Annotated in this window: 16 protein-coding genes and 1 pseudogene; 12 read left to right on the forward strand and 5 right to left on the reverse strand. The window is 39.8% G+C overall.

The window, feature by feature from the left end; all coding sequences use genetic code 11:
• Positions 1-239 precede the first annotated feature (239 nt).
• From IQ236_RS28255 to IQ236_RS21245, 6 genes and pseudogenes are all read left to right on the forward strand, one after another.
• Positions 240-551, forward strand: a pseudogene (locus IQ236_RS28255) (4-Cys prefix domain-containing protein); the annotation flags it as partial.
• 34 nt (positions 552-585) lie between these two features.
• Positions 586-924, forward strand: coding sequence for a GUN4 domain-containing protein (locus IQ236_RS28260; RefSeq protein ID WP_322744292.1), 339 nt, complete (start codon positions 586-588; stop codon positions 922-924).
• A gap of 94 nt (positions 925-1,018) precedes the next feature.
• Complete coding sequence (locus IQ236_RS21230; protein ID WP_193871121.1) at positions 1,019-1,207, forward strand: type II toxin-antitoxin system HicA family toxin; 189 nt, start codon at positions 1,019-1,021, stop codon at positions 1,205-1,207.
• Between the two features lie 20 nt (positions 1,208-1,227).
• Positions 1,228-1,437: a type II toxin-antitoxin system HicB family antitoxin gene (locus tag IQ236_RS21235; protein WP_072718330.1), complete on the forward strand. Its 210-nt coding sequence runs from the start codon at positions 1,228-1,230 to the stop codon at positions 1,435-1,437.
• Between the two features lie 364 nt (positions 1,438-1,801).
• On the forward strand, positions 1,802-2,164 hold the full coding sequence (locus IQ236_RS21240) for a papain fold toxin domain-containing protein (RefSeq protein ID WP_193871122.1): 363 nt from the start codon (positions 1,802-1,804) through the stop codon (positions 2,162-2,164).
• Between the two features lie 25 nt (positions 2,165-2,189).
• Complete coding sequence (locus IQ236_RS21245; protein WP_193871123.1) at positions 2,190-2,537, forward strand: hypothetical protein; 348 nt, start codon at positions 2,190-2,192, stop codon at positions 2,535-2,537.
• A gap of 252 nt (positions 2,538-2,789) precedes the next feature.
• Here the strand turns inward: IQ236_RS21245 and argZ are convergent, their stop codons facing one another.
• The gene (gene argZ / locus IQ236_RS21250; protein ID WP_193871124.1) at positions 2,790-4,907 is read right to left on the reverse strand and encodes a bifunctional arginine dihydrolase/ornithine cyclodeaminase; all 2,118 of its coding nucleotides are present in this window, start codon (positions 4,905-4,907) and stop codon (positions 2,790-2,792) included.
• Positions 4,908-5,222: 315 nt separating this feature from the next.
• Here argZ and IQ236_RS21255 point away from each other — a divergent pair, with 315 nt between their 5' ends.
• Positions 5,223-6,302, forward strand: coding sequence for an endonuclease NucS domain-containing protein (locus tag IQ236_RS21255; RefSeq protein WP_193871125.1), 1,080 nt, complete (start codon positions 5,223-5,225; stop codon positions 6,300-6,302).
• A gap of 328 nt (positions 6,303-6,630) precedes the next feature.
• Here IQ236_RS21255 and tnpA read toward each other — a convergent pair whose 3' ends face one another.
• From tnpA to xdhA, 4 genes are all read right to left on the reverse strand, one after another.
• On the reverse strand, positions 6,631-7,050 hold the full coding sequence (tnpA, locus tag IQ236_RS21260; protein WP_193871126.1) for an IS200/IS605 family transposase: 420 nt from the start codon (positions 7,048-7,050) through the stop codon (positions 6,631-6,633).
• Between the two features lie 35 nt (positions 7,051-7,085).
• Positions 7,086-8,027 carry an XdhC family protein gene (locus IQ236_RS21265; RefSeq protein ID WP_193871127.1) on the reverse strand — a complete coding sequence of 314 codons (942 nt, stop codon included), beginning with the start codon at positions 8,025-8,027 and terminating at the stop codon, positions 7,086-7,088.
• A gap of 58 nt (positions 8,028-8,085) precedes the next feature.
• Entirely contained in the window at positions 8,086-10,404 is a 2,319-nt protein-coding gene (gene xdhB / locus IQ236_RS21270) for a xanthine dehydrogenase molybdopterin binding subunit (protein WP_193871128.1), read from the reverse strand.
• Between the two features lie 108 nt (positions 10,405-10,512).
• The gene (gene xdhA, locus IQ236_RS21275; RefSeq protein ID WP_193871129.1) at positions 10,513-11,934 is read right to left on the reverse strand and encodes a xanthine dehydrogenase small subunit; all 1,422 of its coding nucleotides are present in this window, start codon (positions 11,932-11,934) and stop codon (positions 10,513-10,515) included.
• 296 nt (positions 11,935-12,230) lie between these two features.
• Between xdhA and IQ236_RS21280 the strand changes: the two genes are divergently transcribed.
• From IQ236_RS21280 to IQ236_RS21300, 5 genes are all read left to right on the forward strand, one after another.
• Complete coding sequence (locus IQ236_RS21280) at positions 12,231-14,183, forward strand: AMP-dependent synthetase/ligase (protein ID WP_193871130.1); 1,953 nt, start codon at positions 12,231-12,233, stop codon at positions 14,181-14,183.
• 154 nt (positions 14,184-14,337) lie between these two features.
• The gene (locus IQ236_RS21285; RefSeq protein WP_072718339.1) at positions 14,338-14,784 is read left to right on the forward strand and encodes a YlqD family protein; all 447 of its coding nucleotides are present in this window, start codon (positions 14,338-14,340) and stop codon (positions 14,782-14,784) included.
• Positions 14,785-14,898: 114 nt separating this feature from the next.
• Positions 14,899-16,185 carry a dihydrolipoamide acetyltransferase family protein gene (locus IQ236_RS21290; protein ID WP_193871131.1) on the forward strand — a complete coding sequence of 429 codons (1,287 nt, stop codon included), beginning with the start codon at positions 14,899-14,901 and terminating at the stop codon, positions 16,183-16,185.
• A gap of 216 nt (positions 16,186-16,401) precedes the next feature.
• A complete protein-coding gene (locus IQ236_RS21295; RefSeq protein ID WP_193871132.1) occupies positions 16,402-17,400 on the forward strand; it encodes a zinc-dependent alcohol dehydrogenase family protein in 999 nt (332 codons plus the stop codon).
• A gap of 209 nt (positions 17,401-17,609) precedes the next feature.
• The gene (locus IQ236_RS21300; RefSeq protein ID WP_228041786.1) at positions 17,610-17,816 is read left to right on the forward strand and encodes a type I restriction-modification system subunit M N-terminal domain-containing protein; all 207 of its coding nucleotides are present in this window, start codon (positions 17,610-17,612) and stop codon (positions 17,814-17,816) included.
• Positions 17,817-17,936 lie beyond the last annotated feature (120 nt).

A 17,936-nucleotide genomic window follows, 5' to 3' on the forward strand; every position in this document is an offset into this window, starting at 1 on the left:
GGAGGTGTTGGTGGAGGTCAGAAACCGGGTTTCTTAACAACTCTTTCTGTTAATAGCAATAGTTAAGGCAGAAACCCGGTTTCTCGGAGGTGTTGGTGGAGGTCAGAAACCGGGTTTCTTAACAACTCTTTTTGTTAATAGCAAAGGTTATTGCAGAAACCCGGTTTCTCGGAGGTGTGTACAAGCTGAACGATTACTGTTATGATTGAGTTAATATCTCATCATTCCCAGACTTTACCATGAGCCAATGCCTTAACCCTAATTGCCTCCACCCTAACTCAAAAACCACAAATTTTTGTCACAAATGTGGATCTAAGTTACTTTTAAAGGAACGATATCGAGGGTTAAAAATATTAGGACAAGGGGGGTTTGGTCGAACATTTCTAGCGGTAGATGAAGATAAACCGTCTCAACCCTATTGTGTGATTAAACAGTTTTTCCCTCAAGCGCAAGGAACAAATAATCAAGAAAAAGCTGAGGAACTGTTTAAACGGGAAGCGATACAATTAGAACAGTTAGGCAAACATCAACAAATTCCTGAATTATTCGCCAAGAACAAAGGAAGGATACTTAGATAGAAACTTAATTAATAATTTCCCCTGTGAGGATTTACGCACCATTGATCAGTTATGGGTAGAATACAGTAATGGTCGCTTTGGCTTCAGTGTCCAGAAGAAGATTTGGCTAGAAGTTGGGGGTAAGGTAGACTATGAAACAGAATGTAAGCTGGGCGATCGCGTCGGATGGAGAAAGAACAGTAATTGGATGAAATACTCTGACCTAGCTTTTTCCTTGCAAGCTCCAGTAGGTCACTTCCCCTATTTTCGTGGGTGGTTCTGGCGGGGTGTGTTTGGGGCTTTGGGTTCGGGTTTGGGATTGGTGACGGTTGTGTTCGTCTCTCACGTCAAGAACTGTAAGCTATAATCTCTAACTATTTCAGCCCTTTGTCAAGTCGAGTTTTTGGGGGTCTGTTTGACCCAATTTTCGATATAAAAGGGAACGGTCAATAGGAATTAAGATGAAAGTAAAAGATATCATTAAACGATTAGAGCAAGAGGGTTGGTATTTAGCAAGAACCAGAGGAAGTCATCGACAATTTAAACATCCTTTAAAGTCAGGTCTTGTAACTGTTCCAGGTAAACTCTCTGATGATTTAGCACCAGGAACATTAAACAGTATTATTAAACAAGCTCAAATTAATCTTTAAATTTTAGGAGAAATTACTCAATGAAACGTTATGCCATTATCATTGAAAAAGCCGAAAGTAACTATTGTGCTTATGTTCCAGATTTGCCGGGATGTGTTGCAACAGGTTACACAATAGAAGAAGTTGAAAAAGAAATTAAAGAAGCAATTATTTTTCATCTGGAAGGATTAGAAATCGAAGGTTTACCCATCCCTGAACCTACGTCAATATCTGAATATGTTGAAGTTTAATTTAAAAAGAATGTAGAGGATTCCCAATGTAATATTTCTGGTGGTTCAGAAACCGGGTTTCTTATGCCATCTTTCTATTAGCAACAAAGGTTAAGACAGAAACCCGGTTTCTAGCAAATGCTGGGGGTCAGAAACCGGGTTTCTTAAGTTATCTTTCTGTTAAGAGCAAAGGTTATGACAGAAACCCGGTTTCTTGGAGGTGCTAGTGGGGATCAGAAACCGGGTTCCCTGTGTTAGATTATGATGTAGATTTTAAGATGCGATGGGCTCCGCCCAGCCGAAGGCTATCGCAAATGTTAGAATTACTATAGGCTTTTTGTATCCTACACATAATTTATTTTTAATTGTTTCTTGATTTCAAATAATGTCTAATAATTTCCAATTTACTGATGAACAAATCTATCAACAAATTGCTCAAATTATCCCCAGATACAAATTACTAGAATGTGCGGAGTGCGCTGCTGCTATCAAACACTGGTTAAAAGCTAATCAAATTAATGGTATTCATTTGAAAATAAAACTGATAGGTCGGGGATTATTCATTGTTAGTCAACGTTGGGATAATGGTCAGACATCCATTACCCAAAATGGAACGCACTATGGGATTGAAGCCAGAGGTAAAGTCTTTGATAACCTATCTACTTTTGGATTAACTAGAGAACAGTGGATAGCAGATTTTGACTGTCCAAGCGGAAAGTTTATAATAGAAGAAATTGAAAAGTTTTAACTGTAATATTTCTGGAGAAAAAAAGATGACCAACTTCTACGACTTACTCGAAAAAATTAAGCAAAAACCAGGAATGTATATTGGGAGTCCTAATATTAATAATTTATTGATGTTTTTGTGTGGTTATCAATACGCTTGTGAAGCAATGGAACTTCCTGAAAGCGAACAAGAAATAGAATTTGCACAATTTCAGCCTTGGTTACAAACTAAATTTGGGGTCAATACCTCTGCATCTTGGGCAAAAATTATTTTACTTTATTCTAGTGATGAAACCGATGCTTTTAAAAACTTCTTTGATTTATTAACGGAGTTTAGAAATCAACCCAAAGAATCAGAAACAATAAACAAAGAATCATTATCTTTAAAGGTTTAAATGACTGGTGGGTTTCAGAAACCGGGTTTCTTAAGTTATCTTTCTGTTAAGAGCAAAGGTTATGACAGAAACCCGGTTTCTTGGAGGTGCTAGTGGGGTCAGAAACCGGGTTTCTTAATCAATCTTTCTATTAATAGCAAAGGTTAACGCAGAAACCCGGTTTCTTGGAGGTGCTAGTGGGGTCAGAAACCGGGTTTCTTATGCCATCTTTCTATTAATAGCAAAGGTTAACGCAGAAACCCGGTTTCTCAATTAACCGACTTGTACCACGCCGTAACGACTGGTTAATTTGTCTAACTGATTAACTAACAAACTCAGAAACAGTCCCACGTCCGTAACAACGCCAATAGACTCCACAGATCCGCGATCGCTAAGTTTGGTGACAACCGCCGGGTTAATATCCACACACACCATCTTCACCCCAGAAGGCGTCATATTGCCAACCCCAATAGAATGCAGCATTGAGGATAGCATCAGAATCATATCAGCACCCCGTAACAGTTCCGCATAATGCTCTTGAGCTTTAATTAAGTCCATTTGCGTATCCGGTAAGGGGCCATCATCCCGAATGGAACCTGCTAAGGAGAAGGGAATGTTATTTTTCACACATTCGTACATAATCCCACTCTTAACCACTCCCTGTTCAACAGCAGCGGCAATACTTCCGCAACGACGAACACTGTTAATTACTTTAAGGTGATGGCGATGACCTCCTTTAACGGCGACTCCTTGTTTCATATCGACACCGAGGGAGGTTCCCATGATCGATTGTTCCATATCGTGAACAGCGATCGCATTTCCCCCTAATAACGCCTGCACATAGCCTTCGCGGATGAGATGGGATAAATGTTGAGCTCCTCCGGTATGAATCACAACTGGGCCAGCCGTCACCACAACTTTACCGCCGCGATCGCGAATTTGGCGCAGTTCCCAGGCGACTTGTTCCACAATTAACTCAACCCGGCGTTCACTGGATACTCCAGCAGACATAAAGCTGAATTCTTGAGGGCCATTGCGGGGTTCACGGGATTCAGTTTTGCGGATCGTCCGCAGACCGACGACATCTACCACCACTCGTTCACCGAGTTTTAAGTCCCGTAGAATCTTACATTGAGCGACAAGACCGTTGGGGGTTTCGGAAATGGCGATCGCACCGTCCATGCGTTGATTTTGAACCGTTAGCCATTGGCCATTTACCCGAACTTCTGTGGGATAAATCGTGGAGACATAGAAATCATCGGGGCCAACGCCATCTTTTTCCACAGGTTGTAAGCGAGCATCTCGTTGATCGTCATCCAGGGAAACAACGCCAATATCAATTAATTGGCTAATAATTTCTTCCATCACCTCATGGGAGGGAGCAGAAATTTTAATCTCTGCTTTCGAGGTGCTTTGGCGTTGTTCTCCTAAGTTAAAGTTCAGGACTTGGAAACTTCCGCCCCCTTCCACCACTAAATCTAACGCCCGGTTAATTAAGCCCGCATCTAATAAATGTCCTTCCATCAGGACGGTGCGGCTTTCAATATTGATGACAGCATGACGATCAATAATAATCGGTTCTGTCACCCGCAAGGTTAAACATTTGGCGGCTCCCCCTGCTTTTAAAAACTCAGTTAAGGGAGTTTCAAGGACGGTAAAACCCGCTTCTTGGAGTCGAGCTTTTAAGTTATCGCTGGCTTTGTTCATAACCACCGTCTGATTAATATTGACGGTATTACAAGCAAAGTTAACAGCATCAGGTTCTTCAACAATAATCCGTTTTTCTGGAGGAACTCGCAATTCAATTAAGCGATTTGAATAGGAATCAAAGGCGGGAGGATAATACATTAAATACCCACCTGTTAACGGACAAAAACAGGTATCGAGATGATAAAACCGTTCATCCATTAACCGCAGAGATAGCACTTCAATATCCAGCCATTCTGCAATTAAGGGATGAGAATCAAGTTCAGACCGGAAGCCATATCCTGCCCATAAATAACGTCCTTCTCGGTCAAATAAAGCATCTCCAGCGCCTTCAAAGGGGAGATCTTTCGGAAGTTCATGAACGGTAAATCCTTGACTTTCAAACCAGGTTTTAAAATAGGGTTCTTCCCCTTGACGTTCTTTATGATAAAAACGGCTGAGAACGACGGCTTTATCGAGCACTAACCCAGCGTTGGCGGTAAATACCATATCCGGCCAACCTTTAGCGGGGGTTACTAAGTCAACAATGGCGTTTTCTTTGATAAGATGGTACAAACTTTGCCACTGTTCTCTGGCTCGATCAAAGGAGGATTTGTGGATATTGCCCTCCATCCAAGGATTGATTACATAGTCCACATCATAGTGGTCTGGAGGACACATCAGGAAACGAATTGAATCTGTCATTTTAGTTAGAATAGGGTAGACGCTACAGGTTGCTACCGATAAGAGATTTCTGTAGGGGCGAGGTCATCTCGCCCTTACAAAAGCCCACTTCTAAGGTTAAGAAGGGGGTTAGGTCTATAAAAAGCCAATTTTTAATTATATCACTGGGATGTGGACAAGTATCGGGATTTAATGTCATGTTTTCATAACATTGAGTTGATGGGTGAGTCAGGTATTTTTTGAGCTTCTTACTTAACAAAATAGCGATCGCATCAACAAGTGATAGCAATATAATAAAATTTTGATGATTATAGTTAATTACATTTTAGGATTAATATGGGACGCCCATTCAGCAAGATTTTAAAAGCAGATGAAATTTTAGCAGATGCAAAAGTTCATAGAGAGAAACTCCTCAAACAATCAAGACAACGTTCACACACTGGTAAATCTGTTAACCCTCCCGAAGTTAGCACTCTACTCAAGAAAGCTGGAAACAAGTGGGGTTTTGGAAATGAAAAAGCCTTAGAAGATTTTGTTTGGGATAATTTGATGAATCTATTAGAGCTTACTCCATTAAAACGTCAATACAAAGTGAATGGAGAGATTTGTGATATTTTGGCTTTGGATAAAGATCAAAAATTAGTTATAATAGAGCTAAAAAATATGACTGATCGGGGAGTTGTTCAACAACTTACTCGTTACTATAATAATTTAATTTTACTAAAGCCCTTAGATGGGGAGATAGATTATAATAAATCTATCCGTCTAATGGCGATTATGCCTAGCTTTCATAAACACAATTTTGTTGACAGAGAACATAGCAAGCTGTCTTTAGAGTTTTTTAATTTTGATATTGTTCAACAAGAGGATTCTTTGGCTCTATCTTTAACTAATCTTGATACCGGAAAAACTGTTTATACCTCGATAGATTATGACATAAATGATGTATTTGATCTATCCCAATATTTACCCGATCCACCGAATAGTTTGCTAAAAATCATAGAAAGCTGCTCACCTGAGCAACAACAATTTATTTTAAAGTTGAGAAAACAGATTTTGTGCTTCCATGAAAAAATTCAAGAAATATATGCTCCAGGAGTCATTAAATACGGAAGAGGTAAAGATAAAATTTGTGTTGAAATTCGTCAAGATAATCTCTTCTATCTCTATTTGCCAATACCAGATCGACAAGCTATAAATTCTAAACACCCTTTAGGTAAAATGCAAATTTTTACAAATGATTGTCAGCACGTCTATTTTTTGGGGTATATCCCTAAAGATAAAAGATCTATTGATCAATCCTATCGTTATGAAAATTTTGAAAAATTTATTCAGGCAAAAGATACTATAGAACCGTTGAGCCAATTAGAAAATTTGATTAATATTGCTTTGCAAAATTGGTTAGAAAGGTTGTAGGAGTAACTGGTTATTTCCTATCAAGTTTGTTGCCCTGAAATAAATTTCGGGCTAAAAGCTAAAATCATCTAAAGATGGTTAAAAATTCAAAAAATAACCCGTTTTAACGGGTTTAAGCTCTGAGCCGGAAATTGATTTCACGGCTCTATCTGGATGGGAGAGATTTAGCTTTTAACTTAATCTGCTCAAAATCTGAGTTTCCCTGAAATAAATTTCGGGCTAAAAGCTAAAATCATCTAAAGATGGTTAAAAATTCAAAAAACAACCCGTTTTAACGGGTTTAAGCTCTAAGCCGGAAATTGATTTCACGGCTCAGAGCTTAAAGCATCTAATCCTTATCTTGATAATCTGGCTCTAAACCTAAAATTGTAGTCCCATAACAATGGTGTTCTTTTTGATTATTCACATAAGCTTTAGCATCTTCCAATTGTTTACCCCCTAATGTCAAAACCCCATATCCATGTTGCCAACTAAACCCTAACCCCGAAGTTGAAGGCGTATGATTCAAATGATAAGCACTACTCCCTTTAATTTTTTTGACAAATTCAGAAACCGATAATTTTGGAGGGATAGAAACCACAAGATGAATATGATCTTCTACACCCCCAATTGCATGAACAATACATCCTAAATAATCGGCTTTACCGATAATATAACCATAAAGCTCTGATTCTCGATCAGCCGTGATCAAAGGTTGTCGATTTTTTGTTGCCCAAACTAAGTGATAATAGGTACGCCAAAACGCCATATTAAATTCATCAAAACCCTTTTCCTAGAATACAATTAACGTTTAGATCGGTAAACTTGAATTAATTCCGCACCAATACTAATCGCAATTTCTTCAGGCGTTAAAGCACCAATCTCTAATCCAATAGGAGAATGAATGGGCTGAAGTTGATGAGAATAAATCCCACAATTTTGTAAAGCTTTATAGACAACTTTGATTCGTTTTTCGCTGCCAATCATGCCAATATATTGATACGGTAAATTAATATTTAAAATACTTTTTAAAGCTTCTATATCATATTCATAACCTCTTGTTACTAAAGCAATATATAAGTTTTTTGGGGACGTTAATTGTTGTAAAACGGTTGCAATATTTTGATTAAAAATCAAGGAATTGGGGGGAAATCGTTCAGGAGCGGTAAATTCAGGACGAGAATCTTGGATGACGATTTGAAAGCCAATAAAATTAGCAATTTTAGCTAACTGTTCTCCGATATGACCTGCTCCAATAATGAGTAAGGTAGGAGGGGGTTGTAGGGTTTCTATAAATATTTGATCCGAGGCAGGGATAGGATGTTCAGATGTGAGTAAATAGGGGAAAGCAGCATCAAAAGAAGTCACTAACATAATCGATTTTCCCGCTTGCAATAAAGATAGAATATTTTCTGCTAAAGCGATCGCTTTTTCTCCTGACCATCGTTCTAATAAAACTTGCATTAACCCCCCACAAACTCCCTGGGTTTCTCGTTGTGGTGCGCCAGATAAATCGATATCAACCCATTGTTTTTCTCCTGTTTTTAAAACCTCTCTGGCTTGCTGAATTACTTTTGCTTCTCCAGCACCTCCACCAATAGTATTAAACGTGCGACCATCCTCACAAATAATCATTTTTGCCCCCAGTTCTCTAGGGACTGAACCGATAACACGGGTTACGGTTGCAACGACCGCAGCACCCTGATTTAAAACCTGAATTAGTTGTTGATAAAATTGAATAGTCATGAAGTTAGAAAGGCTGTGATGAAAAGGGGTTATTAGGATAAAGGACTGATTAAATTGCTCAATGTTCCAAGGTATTTACTAGCTTTAATTGTACCTGTTCAATGGCATTTAAAATCGCTTCTGGTGTAGCCGGAGAAGCCAATAAAATAAAATCTCGATTACCAAAAGCTGCAATTGCATCTCGAATTGCTTCTCTGACCGATATTGCTAACATAAACGGGGGCTCTCCAACGGCTTTACTACCATAAATTACTCCATGCTGTGCCGCCCGTTTTAATAAATGAACATTAAAATTTTTAGGAATTTCTTTAATGGTGGGGATTTTATAGGTACTGGGGGCAAAAGTTTTCAATTTTCCCTGTTCATCCCAGACTAATTCTTCCATTGTTAACCATCCCATTCCTTGCACAAAACCCCCCTCTATTTGCCCAATATCAATTAAAGGATTTAAGGATTCTCCCACATCCTGTACAATATCCACTTGACGCAGTTTAAAGGTTCCCGTAAATCCATCAATTTCGACCTCACTCACCGCCGCCCCATAAGCATAATAATAAAAAGGTCTACCCTTGCCCAGTTTAGGATCATAATCAATATTTGGGGTACGATAATAGCCAGTTGTGGATAAACTGACTCGTTGATTATAGGCTTGTTTAATCACTTCATCAAAGGCTATTTTATAACTCGGATAACTTTGACAATAAATCCAATCTTCTTCAAAAATTAACTCTTGAGGTTCATCAAGATTCAATACTTTTGCAGCGACTTCTGCTAATCGTTGTTTGAGGATTTCACAAGCATTTTTAACCGCTTGACCGTTCAAATCTGAACCACTAGAAGCCGCCGTTGCTGAGGTATTGGGAACTTTATCCGTACTGGTGGGCATGATTCTAAATCGTTTAATATTAACCCCTAAAGCTTGTGAAGCAACTTGTAACATTTTTGTTTGTAAACCTTGCCCCATTTCTGTGCCCCCATGATTGAGTTGAATACTGCCATCTTGGTAAATTAATATTAAAGCTCCCGCCTGATTATATTCGGTTTTAGTAAAGGAAATCCCAAATTTAACCGGAGTTATTGCTAATCCTCGTTTTTGATAATTATGATTTTGATTAAATTGTTCAACATCTAATTTTCGTTGTTCAAAATTAGATTTTTGTTTAACTTCTTCCCAAACCCGTAAAATTCGATTATCAAAAATTTCTTGACCGTAATGGGTAGTATTAGTTTCCCCGTCTCCGTGATAAAAATTCCGTTCTCGGATGGTTTCAGGTGGTAAACTTAATTTACGCCCAATTTTATCAATAATTTCTTCAATAATTGCCATGCCTTGTGGCCCCCCAAACCCTCGAAAAGCCGTATTAGAAACCTTATTGGTTTTTACCACTTGTCCCCGAACTTCTAAGTTAGGAATATAATAACAATTATCAATATGAAACATTGCCCGTTGCAGGATAGGAAAGGATAAATCCACACTCCAACCCCCATCGGAATATAAATCAATATCTAAAGCTAAAAGTTCACCTTTTTTGTTAAATCCAACTTGATATTGTGCTAAAAAAGGATGTCGTTTTCCGGTGGTCATCATATCTTGATCTCGTTTGAGTCGAACTCTCGCCGGACATCCGGTTTTTTTTGCAGCTAAAGCGGCAATGGCTGCGGTGGGGTTCGCTTGGGTTTCTTTCCCGCCAAACCCGCCTCCCATTCTTAAACAAGTGACAACAATTTGATTACGAGGAATTCCTAAAACTTCAGAAATAATGGCTTGGGTTTCGCTGGGATGTTGAGTCGAAGAATACACTTGATAACCGTCTTCAAGATTAGGAATTACCCAAGCCACTTGTGTTTCTAAATAAAAATGATCTTGACCTTGTATTTTAATATTTCCTGTTAAAATAAAATCAGATTCTTGCAAAGCCTTTATCGGGTTTCCCCGACGCATAATATTTTTATCGCCATGAAAACTATGATTTTGAATAGCATCCTCAATGGTTAGAATAGGAGTTAAGACTTCATAGTCAATTTTAATGGTTTCTGCTATTTTTTGGGCTGCAATTTCTGTTTCTGCAACCACCCAAACTACAGGTTGACCCCAATAGTTAATTTCATCCTGGGGTAATAAAACCTCATCATGTTTAATCGTTCCTGTATTATTAATTCCTGGGATATCTTCAGCCGTTAAAAGGGTAATAAAACCCGGCATATTATTTAGATTTGCAGTATCAATTTTTAATAGTTTTGCCTTGGTATAGGGGGATAAAACTGGCCATAAGTATAACATTCCGCTTGGTAATCTTTGGTCATCGGTATAAATCGCTTTTCCGCTAACATGACCAATAGCACTTTCATGGGGTTTAGATTTAGAATTCTCTTTCATAATTTTACCGTTAATTTGTGATAAAAACCTGTAGGGGTTAGGTTTCCTAACCCTCTTGGTGTTTGGGTTGGGAGGGACGCCACCCCTACCTTAAAATATTACAACTCCTTACTGTTCCCTGTTCCCTTTCCCCATAGGAGAAAATTCGATAAAAAACTTTTCAAATAAATTAGCAACTAATCGTTTGCGATAGTCTGCACTTCCTCGCAAATCGGTTAAAGGGTTAAAGGTATCTTTTAATAAAATTTTAGCATTTTGAATTGTGGCATGATTCCAATCTTTTCCGATGAGTATGGTTTCAATATTAATCGCTCGAATTGGAATGGCTGCAACTCCACCATAGGCAAGTCTGGCATGAATAATTGTATTATTTGTATCTAAATCAATGGTAAAAGCGGCAGAAACAATACTAATATCATCGGTTCCCCGTTTTCCGATTTTATAAGATTGACTTAACCGACGAATAGCATTAGCAGTTATGGTTTTAGGAATAATAATAGACACAATTACTTCTTGGGGTTGTAATTCTGTTTGACGATACCCTTTAAAAAAATCAGCAATGCAAATAATTCGTTCTCCTGTTAAACTTGCTAACCGCAATTTTGCATCTAAAGATAATAAAATAGGGGCTAAATCTCCAATGGGAGAAGCGGTTGCTAAATTACCTCCAATTGTAGCCCGGTTGCGAATTTGTCGAGCCGCAAACTTAGATAACATTTCATCTAAACTGGGGAATATTCCCTTTAAGTTTTCTTCCAGATAACTCAGGGGAATTGCCGCCCCAATTTCTACATTATCTGAAGTTTGTTTAAGTTGCTGAAGTTCTGCAACAGATTCTACTGAAATTAAAGTCGGAAACTCTTGATAATGATGGCTTATTTCTAAACCTAAATCTGTTGCTCCTGCGATTAACTTAGCATCGGGATACTGTTGTAAAAAATCTAAAACTTCAGAGAGTTGAAGCGGACGAAAAAACTGTTGATCAGGGGTAATATAATGGAGAGAATTAACAGTTAAATCAATTTGGGTTAACCGTTCACTAAATTGATCACAACAATGGGTATGATTAACGAGTTCTGCTGCTCGACGAATGGGTAAATAACCCGTACATCGACATAAATTTCCTTCTAAAGATTCATCATTAACCTCACCTTTGTAGTACGCTGTAAACAAACTCATAATAAAACCGGGAGTACAATAACCGCATTGGGAACCACCCAAACTCACCATCGCCGCCTGTACTGGATGCAGACCCTCTTTCCCAACCCCTTCAACGGTAATAATTTCCCGTCCCGCCATCGTCGCCAAGGGAATTAAACAACTATTCATCGCTAGATATTGGGGTTGTCCATTCGACCCCTGACCCACAACCGCCACTGTACAAGCTCCACAGTCCCCATCCCCGCATCCCTCCTTCGTCCCCACCCGTCCACTGCGGCGCAAATATTCCAATAAAGTTAGGGTCGGGGAAAGGTCTTGAATCAAAACCTTTTCACCATTAATGATCAGGCTGAATGTGTTATTTTGCATAGGCTGTAGGTTTTAAGGGTTGGTATTTCCGATTATTCCCATCTCTGCACAATTATCTATATATAGCGCTACTTGAAGAGGGAACAGGGCCAGATGTGCAGCCAACATTAAATGTTTCGGGTTGACGGTTAATTATTAATCAAAATTCTATCGCTCAAACCTAAGCCAGAGAAAAATCTGTCCCCTATTTCCCTAGACAGTCCTCTTGCTCCGTTAAGATAGTCACAGTATCAAAACAGAATCCTCTAATTTTAGGGATTCCTCTCAGCGTTGTTGACTGACTAACATGGCTTTGTATGATTAATCCTACTGACTGGCGTTCCCTGTATTCTTCTCTACACTATTTTCCTGAAATTTGGCCAATTTTGGACAAAAATGTCGGTCAAATTATCGCGTTACATGACCCTCACGGAAAACCGGAAGTTCGCCTCACCTATTCGCAAGTGTGGCAGCAAATTCAACAATTTGCCACCGGGTTACAAGCCCTGGGAATAGAAGCCACAACGGAAGGTTTACCAGTACGGATCGCTTTATTCTCCGATGATAGTCCTCGGTGGATGATTGCAGATCAAGGAATCCTCACTGCTGGGGCGGCAGATGTGGTGCGAGGGGCAACGGCCGATCCCTTAGAATTAGCTTATATTCTTAAAGATAGTGGCAGTACAGGCTTAGTGGTTGAAAACTTTGCCTTGTTAAAAAAATTGCGTCCTGAAATTGAAGATCTACCGATTCAATTTGTAATTTTACTGTCTGATGAAACCCCCAATTCCCGTGATTTACCGACGATTCCCGTTTTAAATTTTAGCCAACTGATGGAAAAAGGGAAAAATATCCCCCTTAAACCCATACCCCATCATCCCAACACCTTAGCGACACTCCTTTATACTTCAGGAACCACCGGAAAACCCAAAGGAGTGATGTTAACCCATGAAAATTTACTGCATCAAATTAATGCAATTCCTGATGTGATTCACCCCGACCCCGGTGAAGTGTTTCTGAGTCTTCTTCCCACTTGGCATACATTAGGACGTACCGGACAATATTTTTGTTTATCCCAAGGTTGCACCGTTGTTTATACCAGTATTCGTTATTTTAAGCAAGATTTAAAGCAATTTAAACCCCATTATATGGTGAGTGTTCCCCGGATTTGGGAATCAATTTATGAAAGTGCACAAAAACAATTTCGGGAACAACCTGCGACTCGACAAAAAATTGTTAATTTCTTGTTTTCTATCAGTGAACGATATATTTTAGCTGGTCGCATTGTGCAAGGATTAACCTTAAATTTAGATTCTCCTTCAACCTCTGAAAAATTTCTCGCCCAGTTACAAACCTGGATATTAGCCCCAATTCATTATTTAGGCGATCGCTTAGTGTATCAAAAAGTTCGAGAAGCCACAGGGGGACAATTAAAATTTGCCATTAGTGGCGGGGGTTCCTTAGCCATGCACTTAGAAAATTTCTATGAAATTGTGGGGATTAATTTATTAGTGGGCTATGGTTTAACAGAAACCGCCCCGGTATTAAGTGCCCGTCGAGAATGGCATAATTTACGGGGGTCATCGGGTAAACCCATTCCCCAAACTGAACTGTGCATCGTTGACCCCGAAACCCGTCAAATCTTGCCCTTTGGTCAAAAGGGGTTAGTATTAGCCAGGGGGCCACAGATTATGACAGGATATTTTGAAAATCCCCAAGCCACAGCAAAAGCTATTGATAGCGATGGCTGGTTTGATACCGGAGATTTAGGTTGGTTATCCCCGAAAAACGACTTAGTATTAACAGGTCGGGCAAAAGATACGATTGTTTTAACCAATGGTGAAAATATTGAACCCCAAGCCATTGAAGATGCCTGTTTACGCAGTCCTTATATTGATCAAATCATGTTAGTCGGTCAGGATCAAAAATGTTTAGGGGCTTTAATTGTTCCGAATTTAGATGCTTTAAAACAGTGGGCAATTCACCAAAATTTAACCTTAAAATCTTCTGAAGCATCCCCGAACCCAACTCAGGAAATTACCTTGGACAGTCCGGCGGTTCAAAACCTGTTTCGAGAAGAACTCAACCGCGAAGTTAAAAACCGTCCTAGTTATCGCATTGATGATCGCATTGGCCCGTTTCAGCTACTTTCAGAACCCTTCTCTATGGAAAATGGGATGTTAACTCAAACCTTGAAAGTCAAGCGCCCCGTTGTAATGGAACGCTACCGCGATATGATTAACAAAATGTATGAAACCGTCACCCGTTAGCAGTGAATAAGAACTTGTCAACTGAGGATAGCCGTCACCATCTTTGCATATCCTTGTGGGATGCAGTTGATGTACGGTTGTGTACGGGGGGCGTGCGCGTCCCCTGACAGGGTACGGGTGACGGAGGACTGACAACGGACAAAAATAATAACTTATGGACAATCTCAGACAATTACTGTTAAAACGACCGATCAACGTGAAAGCGGTGGTCACACCCCGTTGGAAGGAAGAAGCTCAACAGCAACTTCAAGTCCAAATTAATCAAATTGATAGTCAGTTGCAACAGTTAGAAATGCAAGGACAACGGATGATTGCAGAAATTAAACGCCAAAGTCTGCAACCCCTTGGCCCCGATGCCCTGCAACAAGTAGAAGAGATACAAGTTCAAGTCAATGAACGTAAAAGTCAACTCTTAGATCAGAAAAATCAAAACTTGCAACAACTCCAACAAGTTCAAACTTTAGAACTTGAACAAGAAGTGAGTCAAGGACAAATTGAAAGCATCTTTACCGTTGTAGAAGGCGACAATTTGATCACTAAAATGCAAGTCGAAATTCTCTTACGAGATGGTCTCATTGAAGAAATTCGCGGAGACATTTAAGGGGGGTTGACGGTTAACGGTTGATGGTTGACCGTTAATAGTTGGCTGTTGACGATTGATGGTTAACAGTCAACGCTTATTGATCACGTTTGAACTTTATTTTTTTTAGCGCTTATGGCAATTCACGAAGTTTTTATGCCTGCCCTTAGTTCGACGATGACTGAGGGTAAAATCGTTTCTTGGCAAAAATCCCCCGGCGATAAGGTGGAAAAAGGGGAAACCGTTCTGATCGTTGAGTCAGATAAAGCCGATATGGATGTGGAATCCTTTTATGAAGGATATCTGGCTACCATTATTGTTCCGGCCGGAGAAGCGGCTCCTGTGGGTAATACCATTGCCTTGATCGCAGAAACCCAAGCTGAAATTGAACAGGCTAAACAAAAAGCTTCTTCTCAGACTGCCACAACAACGGCCCCAGCACCCGTGGCTCAAGCCGTTGCAGCGAGTTCACAGGCAACCACCGCAACTGTTGCAGCCGCACCCCCGACAACGGCACGCAATGGCAGAATTGTTGCTTCTCCTCGCGCTCGGAAATTAGCTAAAGAACTCAATATTGATTTAGCCAGATTAACCGGAAGTGGCCCCCATGGTCGCATCGTCGCTGAAGATGTGCAAGCCGCTTCTGGAGGTTCAACTTCAACCCCAACGGTTCAACCGTCTATCCCTGCTCCTACCGTTAGCAAGCCTGTTGCTCCGGTTTCAACCCCAGCACCCGCGGCTGTTCCTCTAGGTGAAGTAGCCGCCATGAACACCCTACAAAATGCCGTTGTCAGAAATATGACGGCGAGTTTGTCCATTCCTGTGTTCCGGGTGGGATATACCATCACAACGGATGCTTTGGATCAGCTTTATAAACAACTGAAATCTAAAGGTGTCACCATGACCGCACTATTAGCAAAAGCGGTGGCGCTGGCGTTACAAAAACATCCGATTGTCAATGCCAGTTATGTTGAAAATGGGATTCAATATCATCAGGGTATTAATATTGCGATCGCTGTGGCAATGCCCGATGGTGGTTTAATTACTCCGGTATTAAAAAATGCCGATCAAATTGATATTTATTCCTTGTCTCGCACTTGGCAAGATTTAGTCGAACGGTCTAGGGCAAAACAGTTACAACCGGATGAATACAGCAGTGGCACCTTCACCCTGTCTAATTTAGGAATGTTTGGTGTGGATCGCTTTGATGCCATTCTCCCTCAAGGTCAAGGTTCAATTTTGGCGGTGGGTGCATCTCGTCCGCAATTAGTGGTTTCTGCCGATGGTTCAATGGCGGTTAAACGTCAAATGCAAGTTAATATTACTTGTGATCATCGGATTATTTATGGGGCCGATGCAGCCGCATTTCTGCAAAGTTTGGCAAAATTAATTGAAACCGATGTTCAATCGTTGACGATGTAATACAGTCATCAGTTATCAGTTATCAGTTATCAGTGAAAGAGTTAACAGTTAATAGTTAATAGTTTTCAACTGTTGACTATTGACTGATTATTATTAGCTAATCACTGTTGACTAATCACTAATAACTGATTATTATTAGCTAATCACTGTTGACTGTTGACTGATAACTGTTGACTGTTGACTGATAACTGATAACTGTTGACTGATAACTGATTTATGAAAGCTATTATCATGACCGAAGTTGGGGAACCGAACGTTTTACAACTTCAAGATGTACCCGATCCTAAAATTCAATCTGAAACCGAAATTTTAGTTCGTTTAAAAGCAGCCGGAATTAATCCCATTGATACAAAATTACGCAGTCGGGGCACCTTTTACCCGGATCAAATGCCCGCTATTTTAGGTTGTGATGGGGCGGGAATTGTTGAGGCTGTGGGTTCTGAGGTGGAAAAATTTCAAGTCGGCGATGCGGTTTATTTTTGTCAGGGGGGACTGGGTGAACAGTCTGGAAATTATGCAGAATTAACCGTTGTTGATGAAAAATTTGCTACCCTTAAACCTCAAAGTTTAAGTTTTATTGAAGCGGCGGCATCTCCTTTAGTTTTAATTACCGCTTGGGAAGCGTTGTATGATCGAGGACGATTACAACCGGGACAAAAAGTATTAATTCATGCGGGTGCTGGCGGTGTGGGTCATGTGGCTATTCAGTTAGCAAAATTACAAGGAGCAGAGGTCGCAACAACCGTTGGTTCTGATGAAAATATAGATTTTGTGAAACAATTAGGGGCTGATTTTGTTATTAATTATAAACAGACAGATTTTGTTGAAAACGTGTTAGAATGGACGCAGGGAGAAGGAGTTGATTTAGCTTTTGATACCGTTGGAAAAGAGGTATTTTATCAAACAGCTTTAGCGGTTAGAAATTATGGAGATTTAGTCACCATTTTAGAACCTGATACGAAGTTTGGAACCTTCAAGGATGCTCGGTTAAAAAATTTACGCATTAGTTTAGAATTAATGTTAACGCCGATGTTACAATCTCGCATGGATGATCAATTGGATCAAACAAAAATATTACAACAATGCGCTCGGTTAATGGATGAAGGAAAGTTAAAAATTGTTGTGAATCAAACTTTTCCGTTAGCAGAAGCTGCGATCGCTCATCAACAATTAGAAGCGGGAGGAATGAAAGGAAAATTAGTATTAACCCTGTAAAATAAAGGGAACAGGGAACAGGGAACAGGAAATATAGTATTTTTAAATGAGATATAAATGTGGAACGGGCATCTTGCCCGTCACATCAAGTCATAGGTCACAGGCAAGATGCCTGTTCCACGTTCACAAATCATTTAAAAATACTATATAGATAAAGATGGAATATTAGATGAGATAATATAAATATTAGTAACTCTCGCTTACCCCTCATGACCTTGCTGGAAAAAACAGAAAATAATCATCAAGAATTAGTCGGTTTTATTTGGAGTATTGCTGATAAACTACGGGGCCCCTATCGTCCTCCTCAATATCGGCGAGTGATGTTACCTTTGATTGTATTACGGCGTTTAGATGCGGTCTTAGAACCTACAAAACAAGCGGTTTTAGCCGCGAAAACAAAATATGAAGCAACGTGAGTTCGACGAAGCGATCGCTCGAATCAATCCCCATCGTACCCAAAGGTGTCATGATAACTTTGGGGAAATCACTGCCATTTTTTCCCACAATGAGCCAAACAAATTTTCTAAGCGTACAAA

This window comes from Planktothrix mougeotii LEGE 06226 (assembly GCF_015207485.1).
Lineage (GTDB): Bacteria > Cyanobacteriota > Cyanobacteriia > Cyanobacteriales > Microcoleaceae > Planktothrix.

Coding starts and splice junctions, on each gene's coding strand:
- IQ236_RS21230 (WP_193871121.1), top strand. CDS start 1,019: ATGAAAGTAAAAGATATCATTAAACGATTAGAGCAAGAGGGTTGGTAT.
- IQ236_RS21235 (WP_072718330.1), top strand. CDS start 1,228: ATGAAACGTTATGCCATTATCATTGAAAAAGCCGAAAGTAACTATTGT.
- IQ236_RS21240 (WP_193871122.1), top strand. CDS start 1,802: ATGTCTAATAATTTCCAATTTACTGATGAACAAATCTATCAACAAATT.
- IQ236_RS21245 (WP_193871123.1), top strand. CDS start 2,190: ATGACCAACTTCTACGACTTACTCGAAAAAATTAAGCAAAAACCAGGA.
- argZ (WP_193871124.1), bottom strand. CDS start 4,907: ATGACAGATTCAATTCGTTTCCTGATGTGTCCTCCAGACCACTATGAT.
- IQ236_RS21255 (WP_193871125.1), top strand. CDS start 5,223: ATGGGACGCCCATTCAGCAAGATTTTAAAAGCAGATGAAATTTTAGCA.
- tnpA (WP_193871126.1), bottom strand. CDS start 7,050: ATGGCGTTTTGGCGTACCTATTATCACTTAGTTTGGGCAACAAAAAAT.
- IQ236_RS21265 (WP_193871127.1), bottom strand. CDS start 8,027: ATGACTATTCAATTTTATCAACAACTAATTCAGGTTTTAAATCAGGGT.
- xdhB (WP_193871128.1), bottom strand. CDS start 10,404: ATGAAAGAGAATTCTAAATCTAAACCCCATGAAAGTGCTATTGGTCAT.
- xdhA (WP_193871129.1), bottom strand. CDS start 11,934: ATGCAAAATAACACATTCAGCCTGATCATTAATGGTGAAAAGGTTTTG.
- IQ236_RS21280 (WP_193871130.1), top strand. CDS start 12,231: ATGATTAATCCTACTGACTGGCGTTCCCTGTATTCTTCTCTACACTAT.
- IQ236_RS21285 (WP_072718339.1), top strand. CDS start 14,338: ATGGACAATCTCAGACAATTACTGTTAAAACGACCGATCAACGTGAAA.
- IQ236_RS21290 (WP_193871131.1), top strand. CDS start 14,899: ATGGCAATTCACGAAGTTTTTATGCCTGCCCTTAGTTCGACGATGACT.
- IQ236_RS21295 (WP_193871132.1), top strand. CDS start 16,402: ATGAAAGCTATTATCATGACCGAAGTTGGGGAACCGAACGTTTTACAA.
- IQ236_RS21300 (WP_228041786.1), top strand. CDS start 17,610: ATGACCTTGCTGGAAAAAACAGAAAATAATCATCAAGAATTAGTCGGT.